The sequence below is a fragment of the Pseudomonas sp. PA-4-8C genome, from assembly GCF_021606625.1.
Taxonomy (GTDB): Bacteria; Pseudomonadota; Gammaproteobacteria; order Pseudomonadales; family Pseudomonadaceae; genus Aquipseudomonas; species Aquipseudomonas lactis.
This window is the reverse complement of the sequence record NZ_WKCD01000093.1, coordinates 1-18,812: the sequence shown is the minus strand read 5'-3', so window position 1 is coordinate 18,812 and position 18,812 is coordinate 1. Positions and strand designations below refer to the sequence as shown.

General features: G+C 61.8%; 15 protein-coding genes. 6 read left to right on the top strand and 9 right to left on the bottom strand.

Going from position 1 to position 18,812, the window contains the following annotated elements; translation table 11 throughout:
* The coding region (locus tag GIW04_RS15810; RefSeq protein WP_236479050.1) for a DNA recombination protein RmuC at positions 1-945 on the top strand (945 nt) is incomplete at its 5' end.
* A 201-nt stretch (positions 946-1,146) separates the two neighbouring features.
* Here GIW04_RS15810 and GIW04_RS15805 read toward each other — a convergent pair.
* The 3 genes from GIW04_RS15805 to GIW04_RS15795 all read right to left on the bottom strand — a co-directional run bounded on the left by GIW04_RS15805 (position 1,147) and on the right by GIW04_RS15795 (position 5,728).
* Positions 1,147-4,617, bottom strand: a complete 3,471-nt coding sequence (locus GIW04_RS15805; RefSeq protein ID WP_003193015.1) for a hybrid sensor histidine kinase/response regulator — start codon at positions 4,615-4,617, stop codon at positions 1,147-1,149.
* Positions 4,618-4,736: 119 nt separating this feature from the next.
* Positions 4,737-5,120: a YbaN family protein gene (locus GIW04_RS15800; RefSeq protein WP_019818414.1), complete on the bottom strand. Its 384-nt coding sequence runs from the start codon at positions 5,118-5,120 to the stop codon at positions 4,737-4,739.
* Between the two features lie 20 nt (positions 5,121-5,140).
* Positions 5,141-5,728, bottom strand: a complete 588-nt coding sequence (locus tag GIW04_RS15795; RefSeq protein ID WP_003193011.1) for a UPF0149 family protein — start codon at positions 5,726-5,728, stop codon at positions 5,141-5,143.
* A gap of 276 nt (positions 5,729-6,004) precedes the next feature.
* On the opposite strand from GIW04_RS15795, the gene recQ reads away from it, so the two are divergent.
* Entirely contained in the window at positions 6,005-8,134 is a 2,130-nt protein-coding gene (gene recQ / locus GIW04_RS15790; RefSeq protein WP_034136124.1) for a DNA helicase RecQ, read from the top strand.
* 121 nt (positions 8,135-8,255) lie between these two features.
* Positions 8,256-8,690 carry a MarR family transcriptional regulator gene (locus tag GIW04_RS15785; protein ID WP_003193007.1) on the top strand — a complete coding sequence of 145 codons (435 nt, stop codon included), beginning with the start codon at positions 8,256-8,258 and terminating at the stop codon, positions 8,688-8,690.
* Between the two features lie 152 nt (positions 8,691-8,842).
* Here GIW04_RS15785 and GIW04_RS15780 read toward each other — a convergent pair whose 3' ends face one another.
* Positions 8,843-11,032 carry a patatin-like phospholipase family protein gene (locus tag GIW04_RS15780; protein ID WP_236479049.1) on the bottom strand — a complete coding sequence of 730 codons (2,190 nt, stop codon included), beginning with the start codon at positions 11,030-11,032 and terminating at the stop codon, positions 8,843-8,845.
* 83 nt (positions 11,033-11,115) lie between these two features.
* On the opposite strand from GIW04_RS15780, the gene GIW04_RS15775 reads away from it, so the two are divergent.
* Positions 11,116-11,403, top strand: coding sequence for a SelT/SelW/SelH family protein (locus GIW04_RS15775; RefSeq protein WP_014719371.1), 288 nt, complete (start codon positions 11,116-11,118; stop codon positions 11,401-11,403).
* Positions 11,404-11,405: 2 nt separating this feature from the next.
* Here GIW04_RS15775 and GIW04_RS15770 read toward each other — a convergent pair whose 3' ends face one another.
* A complete protein-coding gene (locus tag GIW04_RS15770; protein ID WP_019818408.1) occupies positions 11,406-12,287 on the bottom strand; it encodes a DMT family transporter in 882 nt (293 codons plus the stop codon).
* 100 nt (positions 12,288-12,387) lie between these two features.
* Entirely contained in the window at positions 12,388-13,137 is a 750-nt protein-coding gene (locus GIW04_RS15765) for an AraC family transcriptional regulator (RefSeq protein WP_014719369.1), read from the bottom strand.
* Between the two features lie 137 nt (positions 13,138-13,274).
* Here GIW04_RS15765 and GIW04_RS15760 point away from each other — a divergent pair, with 137 nt between their 5' ends.
* Entirely contained in the window at positions 13,275-14,084 is an 810-nt protein-coding gene (locus GIW04_RS15760) for a UDP-2,3-diacylglucosamine diphosphatase (RefSeq protein ID WP_003192999.1), read from the top strand.
* A gap of 176 nt (positions 14,085-14,260) precedes the next feature.
* Here the strand turns inward: GIW04_RS15760 and GIW04_RS15755 are convergent, their stop codons facing one another.
* The 3 genes from GIW04_RS15755 to phhA form a co-directional block, all read right to left on the bottom strand.
* Positions 14,261-15,454 carry an amino acid aminotransferase gene (locus GIW04_RS15755; protein ID WP_057709775.1) on the bottom strand — a complete coding sequence of 398 codons (1,194 nt, stop codon included), beginning with the start codon at positions 15,452-15,454 and terminating at the stop codon, positions 14,261-14,263.
* Positions 15,454-15,810 (bottom strand): 4a-hydroxytetrahydrobiopterin dehydratase, encoded by a 357-nt coding sequence (locus tag GIW04_RS15750; protein ID WP_003192995.1) that lies wholly within the window; start codon positions 15,808-15,810, stop codon positions 15,454-15,456. The genes GIW04_RS15755 and GIW04_RS15750 overlap by 1 nt, the downstream gene beginning before the upstream one ends.
* Before the next feature lie 98 nt (positions 15,811-15,908).
* Positions 15,909-16,700 carry a phenylalanine 4-monooxygenase gene (gene phhA, locus GIW04_RS15745; protein ID WP_003192992.1) on the bottom strand — a complete coding sequence of 264 codons (792 nt, stop codon included), beginning with the start codon at positions 16,698-16,700 and terminating at the stop codon, positions 15,909-15,911.
* 257 nt (positions 16,701-16,957) lie between these two features.
* Here phhA and GIW04_RS15740 point away from each other — a divergent pair, with 257 nt between their 5' ends.
* On the top strand, positions 16,958-18,523 hold the full coding sequence (locus GIW04_RS15740; RefSeq protein ID WP_003192990.1) for a sigma-54-dependent phenylalanine hydroxylase transcriptional regulator PhhR: 1,566 nt from the start codon (positions 16,958-16,960) through the stop codon (positions 18,521-18,523).
* Positions 18,524-18,812 lie beyond the last annotated feature (289 nt).

The following is an 18,812-nucleotide window of genomic DNA, read 5'->3' as shown; positions in this document are numbered from 1 at the left end:
CTGCTGGACCCGCTCAAGGAACGTATCCAGTCCTTCGAGAAACGTGTCGAAGAAAGCTATCAGAACGAAGCCCGTGAGCGCTTTTCCCTGGCCAAAGAGCTTGAGCGCCTGCAGCAATTGAACCTGCGCCTGTCGGACGAAGCCACCAACCTGACCCGTGCCCTCAAGGGCCAGAAAACCCAGGGCAACTGGGGTGAGCTGATTCTTGAACGGGTGCTGGAGCATGCGGGCCTGGAGAAGGGCCGTGAGTACCAGACCCAGGTCAGCCTCAAAGGCCCGGATGGCGAGCGTTTCCAGCCCGATGTGCTGATCATGTTGCCGGGCGACAAGCAGGTGGTGGTCGACTCCAAGGTCAGCTTGACCGCCTATCAACAGTACGTTGCGGCGGATGACGAGGTGATTGGCCAGGCCGCCTTGAAGCAACACGTGCTGTCCCTGCGCAATCATGTCAAAGGCTTGGCCGGCAAGGATTACAAGCGCCTTGAAGGTTTGCACAGCCTGGATTTCGTGCTGCTGTTCGTACCGATCGAGGCTGCCTTTTCTGCGGCATTGCAGGCCGAGCCCAACCTGTTCCAGGAAGCCTTCGACCGCCATATCGTAATCGTCAGCCCCACGACCTTGCTCGCCACCCTGCGCGTGATCGACAGCTTGTGGAAGCAGGAGCGCCAGAGCCAGAACGCGCGGGAAATTGCCGAGCGTGCCGGTTGGCTGTATGACAAGTTCGTGCTGTTTATCCAGGACCTGGACGAAGTGGGCAACCGGCTGCAACAGTTGGACAAGGCCTACAGCGCGGCGCGCAACAAGCTGACGGATGGGCGTGGGAACCTGGTCAGCCGTACCGAGCAATTAAGGTTGCTCGGGGCCCGCGCCAGTAAGAGCTTGCCGGCAGATCTGCTGGAGCGGGCAATGACCGATTCGGACGGCGTGGCGCATCTCCCGGAATAAACACGGATCGAAATTGTGGGAGCGGGCTTGCTCTAATGCCAGTCAGTTAAGCGGTCATCGCCTTCTGTAGGAGCGAGGGGGACGCCTAGTTCTTGCTCGCGAAAAACGTCAACGATAACGCGTGCTTGCTGAATGAGCGCGGCGCCTTTGAGTTTTTCGCGAGCACGCTCGCTCCTACAATAGCGATCGAATACAGCCCCGTTACAGGGGCAAATGCCTGCTCAATAGCGCCCGCAACGCCGCCGGCTTCACCGGTTTGGCCAAGTAATCCAACCCCGCCCCATGCACCTCGGCCACCATCTCCGGTCGCCCATCGGCACTGATCACCACACCGGGAATCGGCTCGGCCAATTGCGCACGCAGCCAGCCCATCAACTCGGTGCCGGTTTCGCCGTGGTCCAGGTGGTAATCCACCAACGCCAGTTGCGGGCGTATACCGTCGGCCAGCAACGCCGCGCATTCGGCCTGGTTGGCGGCTGTCCAGACTTCACAGCCCCAGCGCGTGAGCAGGCTGCGCATGCCGATCAGGATGCTGTCTTCGTTATCCACGCACAGCACCCGTGCGCCACTCAAGGGCAGGCCGGTTTCTGCCGGCGCCTTGGGCTGCGCGCTGGCCTGGTTGCGGGCCAGCGGCACGCACACGCTGAAGACGCTGCCGTTGCCCGGCCAGGAGCGCACGCTCAGGCGATGGCCCAGCACGCGGCACAGGCCGTCGGCAATCGCCAGGCCCAGGCCCAGGCCTTTTTCGGCACGGGTCTGGTGGCTGTCCAGGCGCTTGAACTCTTCGAAGATCACCTTTTGTTTATCCGGCGCAATGCCAGGGCCGCGGTCCCAGACCTCCAGGCAGAGTTCGCCCTTGCGGCGACGTACGCCTAGCAGTACCGGGCCGTCGGCATAACGGAAGGCATTGGTCAGAAAGTTCTGCAAAATCCGCCGCAGCAGCTTGATGTCGCTGTCCACTCGCAAACGGCTGCCGCGCCAGCGAAAGCGCAAGTGTTGCTCCTGGGCCAACGCCTTGAATTCTGCGCCCAGGGTGTCGAACAACTCGTTAAGGACAAAGGGCTGGCGTTGTGGATTGATCTTGCCGTTTTCCAGGCGCGAAATATCCAGCAAATCACTGATCAAGTCTTCAGCCGAGCGCAGTGAGCTGTCCAGATGCTGCACCAACTGCCGTGCCTCGCCGGACAGGCCATCGGCCTGGTGGGAGAGGGCGGCGGAAAACAGTCGCGCAGCGTTCAGCGGCTGCATCAGGTCATGGCTGACGGCCGCCAGGAACCGCGTCTTCGACTGGCTGGCGGATTCGGCCACGCCCTTGGCGTCGGTGAGGGCCACGTTCAGTTGCGACAGTTCATGGGTGCGCTCGGTCACCCGCTGCTCAAGGCCCTCGTTGGCTTCGGTCAGCGCTTGTTCGGCTTCGCGGAACGCGGTGATGTCGGTGAAGCTCATGACAAACCCGCCGCCGGGCATCGGGTTGCCGATCAACTCGATCACTCGACCATTGGGGAACAGGCGCTCGGAGGTGTGCGCACGCCCCTGGCGCATCCAGTGCAGGCGACGCGCCACGTGCACTTGCGCTTCGCCAGGGCCACACAGGCCGCGCTCGGCGTTGTAGCGAATGATGTCTGCAATTGGCCGGCCCACGCTTATCAAGCCGTCCGGGTAGTTGAACAGTTCCAGGTAACGCCGGTTCCAGGCCACCAGCTTGAGCGACTGGTCCACCACGCTGATGCCCTGGGTGATGTTCTCGATGGCGCCCTGCAGCAGGGCGCGGTTGAACTGCAGCACTTCCGAGGCCTCGTCGGCGATACGGACCACGTCCTCCAGTTGCATTTCCCGCCCTTCGATTGCCGCTTTCACCACCGCCCGCGTCGAGGAGGCCCCGAGTACGCCGGCCAGCAAGCGTTCGGTGTGGGCGATCCAATCGTTATCGGCATTCTGGTTGGGGTTGAAGCCTTTGCCTTGGCGGTAGGCGAAGCGAATAAAGCTCTGCTGGGCCCGTTCTTCCCCGACGAAGCGTGCCGCGAGGCTGAGCAGGTCGCTGATCTGCACCGACAGCATGGAGCGCGCACTCGCACGCTGGCTGATTTCCTGGCCGATAAAACGGCCTGCCTGCCAGTGCTCGGAAACCCGTGTGCGCGACAGCATCGACACCCACACGAAGAGGGTGAAATTCCCCGCGAGGGAGAACACGGTGCCCAAGGTCAGCGACGTGACCGACAGCCCGAACGGGTGGGAATGCATCCAGGTCAGGCCGGGGAAAAGGTTGAGCGACCAGCCCAGACTTTTCGCCGTCACTGGCAAGACCAAGGTGTAGAACCACAGGAAGGTACCGGCGGCCAAACCGGCAAACACCCCACGCCGGTTGGCCTGCTTCCAATAGAGTGCGCCGAGCATCGCCGGGGCCAGTTGGGTCACGGCGGCAAAGGCGATCTGGCCGATGGTCGCCAGGCTGGCGGTGGAGCCCAGCAGGCGATAGCTCACGTACGCCAGCAGCAGGATGATCACAATGCTCACCCGGCGCACCGACAGCATCCAGTGGCGGAACACTTCGAATGGCCGTTCGGCGCTGGAACGCCGCAAAAGCCAGGGCAGCAGCATGTCGTTGGAGACCATGGTCGACAAGGCGATGCTCGCCACGATCACCATGCCGGTGGCCGCCGACGCACCGCCAATAAATGCCAGCACCGCGAGCGCCGGGTGCGCCTCGGCCATCGGCAGGCTGATCACATAGGAGTCCGGCAGCACTGAGCTTGGCAACAGCATCTTGCCGCCCAGGGCGATGGGCACCACAAACAGTGCCGCGAGGATCAAATAAGCCGGAAATACCCACTTGGCCAGGCGCAAATCCTGGGGGTCGATGTTCTCCACCACCGTCACATGAAATTGTCGTGGCAGGCAGATGATCGCCATCATGGCGACGCCGGTCTGCACCACCATCGATGGCCAGTTGATGGTCTCTTTCCAGTATTCCTCCAGGCGCGGCGCGAGCATGGCCTGGCTGAACAGGTCGCCGAAACCGTCGTACAAGCCGTAGGTGACAAACGCACCCACGGCCAGAAAAGCGAACAGCTTGACCAGCGACTCAAAGGCAATCGCCAGCACCATGCCGCGGTGGTGTTCAGTGGCGTCGAGGTTGCGTGTGCCGAACACGATGGTAAACAGCGCCAGCACCAGTGACACGATCAAGGCCGTGTCCTGGGCGCGGGTGCCGGTGGTGTCGGGGCCGGCGCCGATCAGCAGGTTCACGCCCAGCACAATGCCTTTGAGCTGCAGCGCGATATAGGGCAGCACGCCGACCAGGCAAATAAGTGCCACCACCACCGCCAGGGACTGGGACTTGCCGTAGCGGGCGGCGATAAAGTCGGCGATGGAGGTGATGTTTTCCTGCTTGCTGATCAGGATCATCTTCTGCAGCACCCAGGGGGCCAGCACCAGCAACAGCACGGGCCCCAGGTAGATCGGCAAGAATGCCCACAGTTGTTCGGCCGCTTGGCCCACGGCGCCGAAGAAGGTCCAACTGGTGCAGTACACCGCCAGCGACAGGCTATACACCCAGGCACGCACGCGCGGCGGCAGCGGCGCATGGCGGCGGTCACCGTAAAAGGCGATGGCAAACATAGTGGCCATATAGGCCAGGGCAACGGCGGCGATCAGCCCGCTGGACAGCGTCATGGTAACTCCGAGCATAAGAACACCCGGGCATTCCAGGCCCGGTTGGACAGTCTCGCATGATGCCTGGTGTTAGTCAGTGTCGACCAAGGTCGTGTGGGATCGAATGTCGCAGGCGGCGTTCAGCGTGGCGGCAGGGTTTTCTGGCGCAGGATGTAGATCGTCACCAGCACCGCACTGGTCAGCATAAAGCCCCGCGCCCATGGCAGTGGCACCAGGTAGCAGGAAATCGAGATGCTCAGCCACATCAAGCCGATGGCGTAGACCTTGCCTTTGAGCGGGATGCCATTGCCGTCCAGGTAATCGCGCACCCAAGGCCCCAGGCGCGGGTGTTCCACCAGCCAGTGGTAGAAGCGCGGGGAGCTGCGAGCGAAGCAGGCGGCGGCGAGTAGCAGGAAGGGTGTGGTCGGCAATACCGGCAGGAAAATGCCGATCACTCCCAACGCTACGCTTAGCCAGCCGATGGCCAGCAGCGCATAGCGCAGGAGCAGTGGACGGTTGCCCATGGGTTCCACGGGCAAGCGACTCAGTGGTGACGTGGCTTGAGGATCGCCGGTTTTTCGTCAGGCGCGTTGCACAGCAGATACAGCGCGGTCAGGGCTTCCGGGATCTGCACGATCATGTCGTCCATCAGGTTGGCGTCGGCGGCGATGTCGGAGAACTCTGCTTCCTCTTCGAACAGGCCCGAACCGACCATGATCGGCAGCAGCATTTCGCTGACTTCTTCTTCGGCGGTTTCGAACCAGGCGGCTTCGCGCAGGAACACGCCTTCCATGAAACCGATGCACCAGCCGCGCAGGTCGGAGTCATCCGGATCGTCGCCCAGGTCCAGCTCGCACGGCAGCTCGAACTCTTCGTCGGAGGCCAGTTGGCGGGCGATGTGCGCCTTGAGGGCGACCAGGGTGGATTCGATTTCTGCGCGCTGGGCGTCGTCGCTGTAGTGAGGCTCTTCAGCGAACAGCGCATCGATCCATTCACGGTCCGGGACGGGGTCGGAGCAGATCGACAGGGCGGTCAGGTAGCCGTGGGCGGCCACGTAGTCCAGCGCCTCGTCATGCAGCTCATCGGCGTCGAGGAAGGCTTGCAGGCGGGTTAGTTGCTCAGCGAAGGACATTGAAGGGCTACCTTGGGAATAAACGATGCTGAATTCTAGGCTTTCTTGAGCGCCCAGGCCAGCCGCACGGCATATTTGCCCGGTTTTAGCCTGGTGCGTCTATTCGTCAGTGGCGCCCTTTGGTGGATAACGCTCGGGTATACTGCCGCGTTTTGTGATGCCCCTGCAGGCCCAGCGCCAATCCGGGAAAACTTCGCTTACGGATTATTTTTCGTGAGCGCGGTTTTTTTCGGCCAGCCTGCATAGAGGGATTTCGGCACCATTTTGGAGTTTTACATGCTCGAGCAGGCTCAACGCGTCCTCAAGGACATCTTCGGCTACGACAGTTTTCGTGGCCGCCAGGGTGCGATCATTGAGCGCGTGGCCAGTGGCGGCGATGCCCTGGTACTGATGCCTACCGGTGGCGGCAAGTCGCTGTGCTTCCAGGTGCCGGCGCTGTTGCGCAATGGCCTGGCCGTGGTGGTGTCGCCGCTGATTGCGCTGATGGACGATCAGGTCGCCACCCTTGAAGAACTCGGAGTCGCCGCCGCGTCGTTGAACTCCACCCTCAGCGCCGAGCAGCAGCGCGACCTGGCTGCTCGCATCAAGCGTGGCGAGGTGAAAATGCTTTACCTGGCGCCGGAGCGCCTGGTGCAGCCACGCATGCTGGCCTTTTTGCAGAGCCTTGAGATCGCCCTGTTCGCCATCGACGAAGCCCACTGCGTGTCGCAATGGGGTCACGATTTCCGCCGCGAATACCTGCAGCTTGGCCAATTGGCCGAACTGTTTCCCGATGTGCCGCGCATTGCGCTGACCGCCACCGCCGACAAGCGTACCCGCGAAGAGATCGTCGAGCGCCTGCATTTGCAGAACGCCGAGCGCTTCCTGTCGAGTTTTGACCGGCCCAATATTTTCTACCGCATCGTGCCCAAGGAGCAGCCACGCAAGCAGTTGCTGGCGTTCCTGTCCGAGCGGCGTAGTGACGCGGGCATCGTGTACTGCCTGTCGCGCAAGAAAGTCGACGAGGTCGCGGCGTTTCTCTGTGAACAAGGCTACCCGGCACTGCCTTACCATGCCGGCCTGCCCAATGAAACGCGATCAGCGCACCAAAAACGCTTCCTCAACGAGGAAGGCCTGATCATGGTGGCAACCATCGCCTTTGGCATGGGCATCGACAAATCCAACGTGCGTTTCGTGGCGCACATGGACCTGCCCAAGTCCCTCGAGGCCTATTACCAGGAAACCGGGCGTGCTGGCCGCGATGGCCTGCCGGCGGATGCCTGGATGGTCTACGGCCTGCAAGACGTGGTGATGCTCAAGCAGATGCTGCAGAACTCCGAGGGCGACGAGCGCCACAAGCGCCTGGAGCAGCATAAGCTCGACGCCATGCTCTCGTTGTGCGAAGAGACCCGCTGCCGTCGCCAGACCCTGCTGGCGTATTTCGACGAAGACATGCCTGAACCCTGCGGCCACTGCGATAACTGCATCGACGGCGTACAAACCTGGGACGCCACCGAGCCGGCGCGCCAGGCGTTGTCGACGATCTATCGCACCGGTCAGCGTTATGGTGTGGGCCATCTGGTGGACGTACTGCTGGGCAAGGACAACGAAAAAATCCGCAGCTTCGGCCACGAGAAACTCTCGGTGTACGGGGTCGGCAAAGCCCGCGCCGAAGGGGAGTGGCGTTCGCTGTTTCGCCAGATGGTTGCCCGTGGTCTGGTCGACATCGATATCGAAGGCTACGGCGGGCTACGCCTGAATGACAGTTGCCGGCCGTTGCTCAAGGGCGAAGTGAGCCTGGAACTGCGCCGCGACCTCAAGCCGCAGACCACCGCCAAAAGCAGCAGCGCCAGCCAGGCCAGCCAATTGGTGCGGGGCGAGGAGCGCGAACAATGGGAAGCCTTGCGCACCCTGCGGCGCAAACTGGCGCAGGAGCACAGCGTGCCCCCCTACGTTATCTTCCCCGACTCCACCTTGCTGGAGATGCTGCGCGAGCAGCCCACCACCATGGCCGAGATGGCCCGGGTCAGCGGTGTGGGCGCGCGCAAACTGGAGCGCTACGGCCAGGCCTTCCTGGAAGTGCTCGGCGGCCAGGCCGAAGCGCCGAAGGAAATCGCCGATATTCGCCACGAACTGATCAGCCTGGCCCGTGCCGGCATGACCCCGATCCAGATCGCCGGCCAGCTGCAATGCTCGGAAAAAAACGTGTACACCTTGCTCGCCGAGGCCATCGGCAAGCAGCAATTGTCCCTGGAGCAGGCCCTTGATTTGCCTGAGGATTTGCTCGGTGAAATCCAGGACGCCTTTCTTGATGGAGAAGGCGAATTGCCAGCCGTCACGGAGATTGCGCCGTTGTTTACCGGGCGTGTTCCGGAAGGCGTTTTGTACTGCGTGCGTGCCGCTTTGCAGTCCGAATTCGAAATTTAGTGTGCCAATTACGACAATGTAACGAATCAGTACATAGCGGGCCTTGCCTACGGGCAGGGCTCATGCTTAGCTGACTAATAATTAGCCATACTTTATTTTCAGTCTTAAACACGAGTTTTTTATGCCGTTAACCGATCAACACCGTTTTGGCATGCAGTTGGCGCAAATGTCCCGAGGTTGGCGCGCCGAACTGGATCGCCGGCTGGCGGGGCTGGGCTTGTCCCAGGCGCGCTGGCTCGTGCTGTTGCACCTGGCTCGTTTTGTCGAAGCACCCACCCAGCGTGAATTGGCCCAAAGTGTCGGCGTGGAAGGGCCCACCCTGGCCCGTCTGCTCGATAGCCTGGAAGGCCAGGGCCTGGTGCAACGCCAAGCCGTGGTGGAAGACCGTCGTGCCAAACGCATCCTGCTGTGCGATACCGCCCAACCGCTGATCGACCAGATCGAAACCATCGCCACGGCGTTGCGCCATGAGTTGTTCGTGGGTGTGAATGAGGAAGACCTGCGGGTGTGCATGCGGGTGCATGAGCACATCCTGGCGAACCTGGAAAAGTCCTGATCGCCTTCTGTAGGAGCGAGCTTGCTCGCGAAAAACGTCAACGATAACGCGCGTTTCCTGAATAAGCGCGGTGTCTGTGGTTTTTTCGCGAGCAAGCTCGCTCCTACAAAAAATCCTTGGCAATCCCTCTCCGACATTTGGGTTTGGCTTGCCTAGAACGTCTGGCCCAGGTTCAAGTACACCGCCTTCTGGTTATCATCATTGAACCCATAGCTGAAATTCAGCGGCCCCAATGGCGTATCAAACCCCAGGAAAATACTCGCGGCATTGATATAGCCGCTGTCGAACTCGTTATCGTTGTTCCACGCCCGGCCCCGTTCCAGGGATGCACCCAGGTACAACGGGAAGTCCAGCGGCAGGTACGAGCGCGGGGTGAGCCTGCGGAAGTACACTGCGCGCATCAGGCTGATGTTCTGCCCTGAAATCGCATCTTGGCGGAAGCCCGACAATTGCCGTGCGCCCCCCAGCAGGAAGCTGGAAATCACCACATCCGAATCATCCAGGGTGCGCCCATAGCGGCCGCCCAGTATCAGGGTGTCCGGGCCGTGGCTCATGGCCTTGTCCAGCTTGAATTCCCACTGGCGGTAGCGCTGGTCCGAGCCCAGGCCGGGTTCGAACTCGCGAAAGGCCAGGCTGATGTCTTCGCCGCTGTGGGGGAAGTACACGTTGTCCAGGGAATCGAAGGAGTATTTGAGCTCATAGAAGCCTTCGCTGAAGTTCACACTCGGTAGATCGCGGTCGCCAATGCGCACGTCCGCCTTGCCCCAGGCTTCGCCCACGCCGAAGCGGATCTCGCCGCTGTTGCCGATCTGTCGGCCCACGTTCAAACCAAAGCCGTAGCGTTCCAGGCGGTATTCGGAGATGGGGTCGTTGTCCAGGATCAGCTCGACGTTCTGTGCCTCGGCCTTGATGTAGGGGGCCACAAAGTAGCGTGAGCCGGTGTCCATGGGTTGGTAGAACTCGCTGTACAGCTCCTGCCGATCACCAATCTGCACCCGCGTCAGCCATTCCGCGCCGAGGCGGTTGATGCCGTTCACGCGGTAACTGGCGCCGAGGTTGAAGGCGCTGTCGCCGCGCATGTCGTCCGAAAGGTTCAAGCCCAGGCGCAGGTAGTCGGTGCCGCTGCGCTTGCCACGTGCGCTGATCACCAGGGTGTTGTCCTGGCCCTTTTTCACTACGCGGTATTGCACCTGCTCGAAGTAATCCAGGCCGTACAGGGTGCCCATGTCCGATTGCAGGCGGCCCAGGTTCAACGGTTCTCCCAGCCCCTGGCGGATGTAGTAGCGGATAACGTCGTCGCTGACCTTGGAGTCGTTCTCCACCTGGATTGCGGTGATCACCGGGGTGCGTTCGCCCGGCGTGCGCGCAGCTATCAGGTCGGCGTCGATGGGTTCGGCAGGGCGTAGGTGTGCCAGGCGTACGTCGAGGGCACGGGTGGCGCGGTAGCCGGCATCGATCATGTCCTTGGCACGCCCAAAGTCGGTGACGCCATAAGCGGCCAGCGGCGGTTGGATCAACACGTCCTTGGGGTGCAGGGCCTTGAGTTGTTCCTCGGAGTTACGCCGGGTCATCAGGGTGATGGACTGGTTGAGCACGTCCACCACGGTGGCCAGTTGCTTGCGCGAGCGCAGCGGGGTGCCGATGTCGACCACAATCGCGATATCAACGCCCATCTCCCGCGCCACATCCAACGGGATGTTGTCGGTCATACCGCCGTCCACCAGCAGGCGGCCGTCCAGTTCCACCGGGGCGAACACCGCGGGGATCGACATGCTGGCGCGTATCACCTGGGGCAGGTGGCCTTTGCTGAACACCACTTTTTCGCCGGTGGTGATGTCGGTGGCCACGGCACGGAAGGGGATTGGCAGCTTGTCGAAGTTACGCGTGTTGCTGCTGTGGGCGAACATGCTCTCCAGCAGCAGCGCCAGGTTCTGGCCCTGGATCACGCCCAGCGGCAGGCCGAGGCTGCCATCGTCGCGGAAACTGAGTTTTTGTTTGACCAGGAAATCCCGGTCATCCTGTTTGCGCCGAAACGGTACGTCTTCACGCGGTGGCGCGTCGGACAGGGCCTGCTGCCAGTCGATACCCAGCGCCAACTTCTCCAGCTCGTCAATTTTGTAGCCCGACGCGTACAACCCGCCAATCACCGCCCCCATACTGGTGCCGGCAATCGCATCGATATGAATACCTTGCTCTTCGAGCGCCTTGAGCACGCCGATATGCGCCAGGCCACGGGCGGCGCCGCCGGACAGCACCAGGCCGATTTTTGGGCGGGGGGCTTCTACAGCGTCGGCAAGTAGGGGGACAAGGCACAGGAACAGGCAAGACAGCAGGCGGCGCATCATCAATCTCGTGGCTGGGCGACAAAGGCCGCTATTATAGCCACCCGATTCGCTGAGCCTGTTACGCCAGGAGCCGCTTAATGATGTCTGCATGCAAACCCGAGATCGTGATCACCTATTGCACCCAGTGCCAGTGGTTGCTGCGCGCCGCGTGGCTGGCCCAGGAGTTACTCAGCACCTTTGCCGATGACCTGGGGCGCGTGGCGCTGGAACCGGCCACTGGCGGCGCGTTTCGCATCACCTGTGATGGCGTGCAGATTTGGGAGCGCAAGGCCGATGGCGGTTTTCCCGAGGCCAAGGTGCTCAAGCAGCGAGTGCGCGACCAGATCGACCCGCAGCGCGACCTCGGGCATAACGACCGTACCGTCTGAAGTCAGGCCGGCGCCGGTTGCTTGGCCTGGCTGGCGCTGCCCATCAGGCCGGAAAGCACGATGGCGACGATGATCAAGGCGCCGCCCAGCAGCATGCGCAGGGTCGGGGTTTCGGCAAACAACAGCCAGGCCACGGTGATGCCGTAGACCGGTTCCATCGCAAACACCACCGACGCGGTGCGCGCCTTGATCACCGCAAGGCTGGCAACAAACAGGCTGTGGGCCAAGCCGGTACAAAACACCCCCAGCAGCCCGATCCACAGCCAATCTATCCCTCGCACATCTGCCAGCCCCGGCGCGGCCACGGGCAGCAGGAGCGCGGCGACCACGACGTTCTGGCACAGCGCGGCCTGTACCGCAGGAATGCGCCCTGAACTGGCGCGATTGTTCAGCGACAACAACGAGAACAACAGGCCCGAAGCGATGCCCCACAGCAGCCCGCCCGTGGCCTCGCTGGCGAGATTGAAATCCGGGGTCACAAGCACCAGGCCAACGGTGACCAGCACCACCAGCAGCACTTCATTGGCGCGAATGCGCTCGCGGAAAATCAGCCCCTCAAGGATTACGGTAAAGGCCGGAAATGCGGTGAACCCCAGGGTCGCCACGGCCACACCCGCGACTTTGACAGCGATAAAGAACGTCACCCAATGGGCGGCCAGCACGACGCCGCTGACCAGCAGGCGACGCCAGTCACGCATCTCCAGTTTTTTCCAGGGAGCGTTGCTGGCAAAGCGGGCGAATACCGCCAGGGCCAGCACGGCAAACGCGGCCCGGCCGAATACGATGATGGCAGGGGAGGCCGCCGCCAGCTTGCCGAATACGCCGGTGAGGCCAAACATCAGTGCGCCGATATGCAGGGCGCCAAGGGCTGAGCGGGGAGTCATTGCGATCCTTGATCCAACAGGGGGTGACAGCCTCGCAGTCTAGAGGGTTGGAGGATGGGCGTCTGTCGCGGGCCGGGTGATTTTTAGCGCAAGACTCTTGCTAGCCCGCCCGACGCAACGCCCCGGGCGAGGCGCCAAAGGCCCGTAGCATGGCCGCGCAAAATGCACTTTGCGAGGCGTAGCCGACGCGCTCGGCAATCTCGCCGATGGGCAGGGAGGTTTCGCGTAAAAGCCTGAGCGCCATATGCAAGCGACGACTGCGTAGATAGTCCATCGGCGTTTGCCCGCACTCAGCCATAAACCGTGCATGCAGGCGCGGCACGGACAAATCGGCAATCCGCGCCAGGTCGGCCACCTGGAGCGGACGCGCCGCATGGCGCTCGATATGGCTATTGAACGCGGCATAAGGCAGACGCCGGCCAGGCAGCGGTTGACCCTGAGGGTGGTTGAGGCTGGCCAGTAACAACACGGCGCCTTGCTGGACGATCAGCGGGTCGTGCACCGGGCTTTGTGCCAGCCACTGCACCAGTTGGTGTTGCCGGGCATCCAGCGCTAGGCGTGCGGGTTGGTCGAGCAAGCGGCGGCTGGCATCGGCATGTTCGCCCAAGGATTGCACCACCCAGTGCTCGGTCGGCACATCCAGCACCAGGCAGCGGCTGCCATCGCGGCTGATGCAGGCGTGGTGGGTGGAGAAGGGCAGCACCATCACGCTGCTTTCGCGCACCTGGCTGCCACGGCCATCGACTTCTAGGTCCAGGTGCCCGGAAAGGCCGAACACCAACTGCGCATGGTCATGGCTGTGGGCAATGGGCGCTTCGAGGTAGTGGCGTAGCGTGAGGGTCGGGCTCATCGCGGTCTCCAGGGCGGCAAGCCGTCAGTCTACAACGCTTGGCGGGCCGCGGGCGCTGTCATCAGACTGACGCACGCTTGTCATGGACTATTAATCGCCAAGGCGCAAGCTCGCCAAAACAGCGTCGAGGGATGCCCATGACCCGTGCCGAGTTCACCAAGCCCAGCCGCAAGCAACGGGTGCGAACCCTGTGGATTTCCGACGTGCACCTGGGCACCCGGGATTGCCAGGCCGAACACCTGTCGCACTTTCTCAAGGGCTACCACGCCGACAAGGTCTACCTGGTCGGTGACATCATCGACGGTTGGAAAATGCGCGGCGGCATGTATTGGCCTCAAGCCCATACCAACGTGATCCGCCGCCTGCTGACCATGGCCAAGCGTGGCACCGAGGTCATCTATGTCACCGGCAACCATGACGAGTTCCTGCGTCGCTATTCCAAGCTGATCCTGGGCAATATCCAGTTGGTCGATGAAGCCGTGCACGTCACCGCCGATGGTCGCCACTTGCTGGTGATTCATGGCGACCAGTTTGATGTAATCACGCGCTATCACCGCTGGCTCGCCTTCCTTGGCGATTCGGCCTACGAGTTCACCCTGACGCTGAACCGCTGGCTGAACCACTGGCGTGCGCGGTACGGCTACGGGTACTGGTCGCTGTCGGCTTACCTGAAGCACAAGGTCAAGACAGCGGTGAGTTTTATCAGCGATTTCGAAGAGGCGATTGCCCACGAAGTGACCAAGCGTGAATTGCACGGGGTGGTGTGCGGGCATATTCACCATGCCGAGATTCGCAAGGTGGGCGAGGTGGATTACCTCAACTGCGGGGATTGGGTGGAGTCGTGCACGGCCTTGATCGAGCACTGGGATGGGCATATCGAGTTGTATCGGTTGGCGGATGCGCAGGCCAAAGAGGCACTGCTAAAGGCCGAAATGGTCGCTGGCTGAAGCCCTGCGTGCTTATAAAAGTGGGCGCTGGCTAGGTATCGCACACGGATTCAGCGTCCGGCATCAATCCCCTGTGGGAGCGGGCTTGCCCGCGATGGCGGTGGGCCAGGCAATTAATCTGCAACTGAACCACCGCCATCGCAGGCAAGCCAGCTCCCACACGTAATCCTGTTGCTTCAGTTGGAAACGTCGGCGATGGCTTGAGCCAGCAACGTCAAGCGCGTCGCATCAACCCCAGCCACGTTAGCCCGCCCCGAACTGACCATATACACACTGTGCTTCTCGCGCAGTTGCTTGACCTGCTCGGCACTCAAGCCGGTATAGGAAAACATCCCACGCTGCGCGCCGATATGCGCAAAGCGCTCGGCCAGCCCATGGGGCGCAAGCGCTTCCACCAACCCGGAACGCAACTGGGCGATCCGCGAACGCATGGCCTCGACTTCCTCGCTCCACTGCTTTTTCAGCTGCGCATCACCGAGGATGGTCGCCACCACGGCGGCGCCGTGATCCGGCGGTGTCGACCACAGGTTGCGAGCGATATTCGCCAGTTGGCTGCGTACATCGGTGAGCTTTTCGGCATCCGCCGCACAGACGATCAATGCACCTACGCGATCGCGATACAGGCCGAAGTTCTTCGAGCAGGAGCTGGTGATCAGCACTTCCGGCAGCTCGGCGGCAAACAGGCGCACCGCCCAGGCGTCCTGCTCCAGGCCGTCGCCAAAGCCCTGGTAGGCAAAGTCGATCAGTGGCAGCAACTGGCGTTCACGCACGATCTGCAAGACCTGGCGCCAGTCATCCTGGGACAGGTCAAAGCCGGTCGGGTTATGGCAGCACGCGTGCAGTAATACCACGTCGCCCTTGGGCACGCTGGACAGGGTCGCCAGCATCGCCGTCAGGTCCAGGCGGTTGTCGCTGCCCACGTAAGGGTAATGACTGACCTTGAGCCCGGCCTTGGCAAAAATGGTTTCGTGTATCGGCCAGGTCGGGTTGCTCAGCCACACGCCACGGCCCGGCAGGCTGTGGGCGATAAAGTCGGCACTCAGGCGCAGGGCGCCGGTGCCGCCGGGGGTTTGCGTGGCGCCAGCGCGGCGGTCACGCAGCAAGGCCGAGTCGGCGCCGAGCACCAGTTCGCTGATCAGGCTGCCGAAGGCTGCATCGCCATGGCCACCGATATAGGTCTTGGTCACTTGGGTCTCGACCAGGCGCTGTTCCGCCAGCTTCACCGAGTGAGGAATCGGCGTCAGGCCTTGGTCGTCCTTATAGACACCTACGCCCAGGTCGAACTTGTTCGGGTTGGCATCCTGGGCATACAGGTCCATCAGCCCGAGGATCGGGTCGCCGGGCACGCGACCAATGGCATCGAAATGCATTACTTGCGGCCCTCGGCGGTCTTGGCCACTTCGTCGGTGCGCGCGGCCATGATGAAGTCGTTACGGTGCAGGCCCTTGATGGAGTGGCTCCACCAGGTCACGGTGACTTTGCCCCACTCGGTGAGCAGGCCTGGGTGATGGCCTTCGGCTTCGGAGATTTCACCCATGGCGTTGGTGAAGGCCAGGGCGAATTTGAAGTTCTTGAACAGGAAAACCTTTTCCAACTGCATCACGCCGTCGCGCACTTCGATGTTCCAGTCAGGGATCTGCTTGATCAGTACCGGCAGTTCTTCATCGCTGACTTGCGGGGCATCGGCGCGGCAGGCTTCGCAGTGGGCTTGGTTCAAGGTGGTCATGGAAGGTGTCCTGAATTCGAATGATTGAAGGTCAGTGGCGTTACCCTAAAGCAACGCGGGGCCAGGGAACAGACTCACCTGGCCTTAAAACGTGAGGTTCACGCGGCTTTGGGCTTGGGTGGGAATTTCGGTGCGTGCAGACCCAGCTGCATACCGCGCTCGACCATGCCCATGATGTCTTCCTGCGCCACGTCGAACAGGCGCTTGAGTTCGGGCAAGACGAAGTACAGCGGTTGCAGGATGTCGATGCGATAGGGGGTGCGCATCGCTTCCAGCGGATCAAAGGCCTGGTGCTCAGGCTCGTCCGACAGGCAATACACACTTTCTTTAGGCGACGACAGGATGCCGCCACCGTAGATACGCCGGCCCTGGGGCGTGTCCACCAGGCCGAACTCGATGGTCATCCAGTACAGGCGCGCCAGGTACACCCGTTGCTCCTTGGTGGCCGCCAGGCCGAGCTTGCCGTAAGTGTGGGTGAATTCAGCGAACCAGGGGTTGGTCAGCAGCGGGCAGTGGCCAAAGATCTCGTGAAAAATATCCGGCTCTTGCAGGTAGTCCAATTCTTCACGGGTGCGAATAAAAGTCGCCACCGGGAACTGCTTGCTGGCCAGTAATTCAAAAAAGGTCTGGAAGGGGATCAGCGCCGGCACGCGGGCGACTTGCCAGCCGGTGGTGTCGGCCAGCACCTTGTTGATCTCGCCCAGTTGGGGAATGCGGTCCAGGGGCAGGCCGAGCTTGTCGATGCCGTCCAAGTATTCCTGGCAGGCGCGGCCCTCGATCACTTTCAATTGGCGAGTGATCAGGGTGTTCCACACCGCATGTTCTTCGGGCGGGTAGTGGATAAAACCTTGCGCATCGGGCTCGCGGGCCACGTAGTGCGTCTGCTTCATACGGCTCTCCTGCTAGGCATTCGTTCTTGTTATGTCCTGGGATGCCTCTATTGATAACCGGATAGGCGCAGGATTCCATCAGCCTTTAATGGACGCATGTAGGAAAAATCACCGACAATCGTAAAGTATTCGTTACGATAGTCCGACTTGTCACAGCTATGGGCTGGGAATGGCTGCCGTACTGTCACATAATCTTGACGACTATCTGCGCCCAGCGACAAAAAGACGCGGCGCCTACTCCCTTTTCGAGTCTTTCCATGCGTATCAAAGTGCACTGCCAGAACCGCATCGGCATCCTGCGGGACATCCTCAACCTGCTGGTGGAGTACGGCGTCAACGTCGCCAAGGGCGAAGTCGGCGGTGAGCATGGCAACGCCATCTACCTGTTCTGCCCTAACCTTGTGAACATGCAGTTCCAGGCGTTGCGCCCGCAGTTCGAGGCGATTGCCGGGGTGTTTGGCGTCAAGCGGGTAGGGCTGATGCCCAGCGAGCGTCGGCATATGGAACTCAATGCGTTGCTCGGCGCCCTGGAATTTCCAGTGCTGTCCATTGATATGGGCGGCTCCATCGTGGCCGCCAACCGTGCGGCGGCGCAGTTGCTTGGCGTACGGGTAGATGAAGTGCCCGGGATTCCCCTGTCGCGGTATGCCGAGGACTTCGACCTGCCGGAACTGGTGCGCGCCAGCAAATCGCGAATCAATGGCCTGCGGGTCAAGGTCAAGGGTGACGTATTTCTGGCGGACATCGCGCCCCTGCAATCCTCCGAGCACGATGACAGCGAAGCCATGGCCGGCGCCGTGCTCACCCTGCACCGCGCCGACCGTGTCGGTGAGCGTATCTATAACGTGCGCAAGCAAGAGCTGCGCGGTTTCGACAGCATCTTCCAAAGCTCCAAGGTCATGGCCGCAGTGGTGCGCGAAGCACGGCGCATGGCGCCGCTGGATGCGCCGCTATTAATAGAAGGCGAAACCGGCACCGGCAAGGAGCTGTTGGCCCGGGCCTGCCACTTGGCCAGCCCGCGGGGGCAGTCGCCGTTGATGGCGCTCAACTGCGCGGGGTTGCCCGAGTCGATGGCCGAGACTGAACTGTTTGGCTATGGCCCCGGCGCATTTGAAGGGGCGCGGGCGGAAGGTAAATTGGGCCTGCTTGAGCTGACGGCGGGCGGTACCTTGTTTCTCGATGGCGTGGGAGAAATGAGCGCGCGCTTGCAGGTCAAGCTGCTGCGCTTTCTGCAGGACGGTTGTTTTCGCCGGGTGGGCAGTGATGAAGAGGTGTACCTGGACGTGCGGGTGATCTGCGCGACCCAGGTGGACTTGTCGGAACTCTGCGCCCGGGGTGAGTTTCGCCAGGACCTTTATCACCGGCTGAATGTGCTGTCGCTGCATATCCCGCCGTTGCGCGAATGCCTGGATGGCCTCGCGCCGTTGGTCGAGCACTTTCTCGACCAGGCCAGTCGGCAGATCGGTTGCCCACTGCCCAAGCTGGCCCCTGCGGCCATGGACAAACTCAGCCACTACCACTGGCCGGGCAACGTGAGGCAACTGGAAAACGTGCTGTTCCAGGCGGTGTCGTTGTGTGAGGGCGGTACGGTCAAGGTTGAGCATATTCGTCTGCCGGACTATGGCGTGCGTCAGCCGCTGGGTGATTTTTCTCTGGAGGGTAGCCTGGAGGATATCGTCGGGCGCTTTGAGAAGGCGGTGTTGGAAAGCCTGTATGCCGAACACCCCAGTAGTCGCCAGTTGGGCAAGCGCCTGGGGGTGTCGCACACCACCATTGCCAACAAACTGCGCGATTACGAAGTGCTCAAGGCTGATCGCAGTTAAAACGGTGGGAGCTGGCTTGCCTGCGATGACGGCCTAACAGTCAACACAGTTGGACCGGGTACATATCCGTTATTTAGGTAACGGCCACTTAGGGTTCCGCTCTGACAGCGGCTCACTTTTGAAAGGAGCCGGAATGCCGGCCCAGCCAAAAGTAAGCAAAAGGCTCTTGCCCCACCACTCGGCACCTCGCTTAGGCTCGGTGTGCCCGAACACAGGCTTGAATCCGTGGGCCGCCGCCACGCGCCATCCATGGCGCGGGGCGGCTAACCCGGCGTCCTGCCGGGTTACC

Excerpts from the sequence above, each read along its gene's own strand:
- GIW04_RS15805 (WP_003193015.1), bottom strand. The coding sequence starts at position 4,617 with ATGACGCTGTCCAGCGGGCTGATCGCCGCCGTTGCCCTGGCCTATATG.
- GIW04_RS15800 (WP_019818414.1), bottom strand. The coding sequence starts at position 5,120 with ATGGGCAACCGTCCACTGCTCCTGCGCTATGCGCTGCTGGCCATCGGC.
- GIW04_RS15795 (WP_003193011.1), bottom strand. The coding sequence starts at position 5,728 with ATGTCCTTCGCTGAGCAACTAACCCGCCTGCAAGCCTTCCTCGACGCC.
- recQ (WP_034136124.1), top strand. The coding sequence starts at position 6,005 with ATGCTCGAGCAGGCTCAACGCGTCCTCAAGGACATCTTCGGCTACGAC.
- GIW04_RS15785 (WP_003193007.1), top strand. The coding sequence starts at position 8,256 with ATGCCGTTAACCGATCAACACCGTTTTGGCATGCAGTTGGCGCAAATG.
- GIW04_RS15780 (WP_236479049.1), bottom strand. The coding sequence starts at position 11,032 with ATGCGCCGCCTGCTGTCTTGCCTGTTCCTGTGCCTTGTCCCCCTACTT.
- GIW04_RS15775 (WP_014719371.1), top strand. The coding sequence starts at position 11,116 with ATGTCTGCATGCAAACCCGAGATCGTGATCACCTATTGCACCCAGTGC.
- GIW04_RS15770 (WP_019818408.1), bottom strand. The coding sequence starts at position 12,287 with ATGACTCCCCGCTCAGCCCTTGGCGCCCTGCATATCGGCGCACTGATG.
- GIW04_RS15765 (WP_014719369.1), bottom strand. The coding sequence starts at position 13,137 with ATGAGCCCGACCCTCACGCTACGCCACTACCTCGAAGCGCCCATTGCC.
- GIW04_RS15760 (WP_003192999.1), top strand. The coding sequence starts at position 13,275 with ATGACCCGTGCCGAGTTCACCAAGCCCAGCCGCAAGCAACGGGTGCGA.
- GIW04_RS15755 (WP_057709775.1), bottom strand. The coding sequence starts at position 15,454 with ATGCATTTCGATGCCATTGGTCGCGTGCCCGGCGACCCGATCCTCGGG.
- GIW04_RS15750 (WP_003192995.1), bottom strand. The coding sequence starts at position 15,810 with ATGACCACCTTGAACCAAGCCCACTGCGAAGCCTGCCGCGCCGATGCC.
- phhA (WP_003192992.1), bottom strand. The coding sequence starts at position 16,700 with ATGAAGCAGACGCACTACGTGGCCCGCGAGCCCGATGCGCAAGGTTTT.
- GIW04_RS15740 (WP_003192990.1), top strand. The coding sequence starts at position 16,958 with ATGCGTATCAAAGTGCACTGCCAGAACCGCATCGGCATCCTGCGGGAC.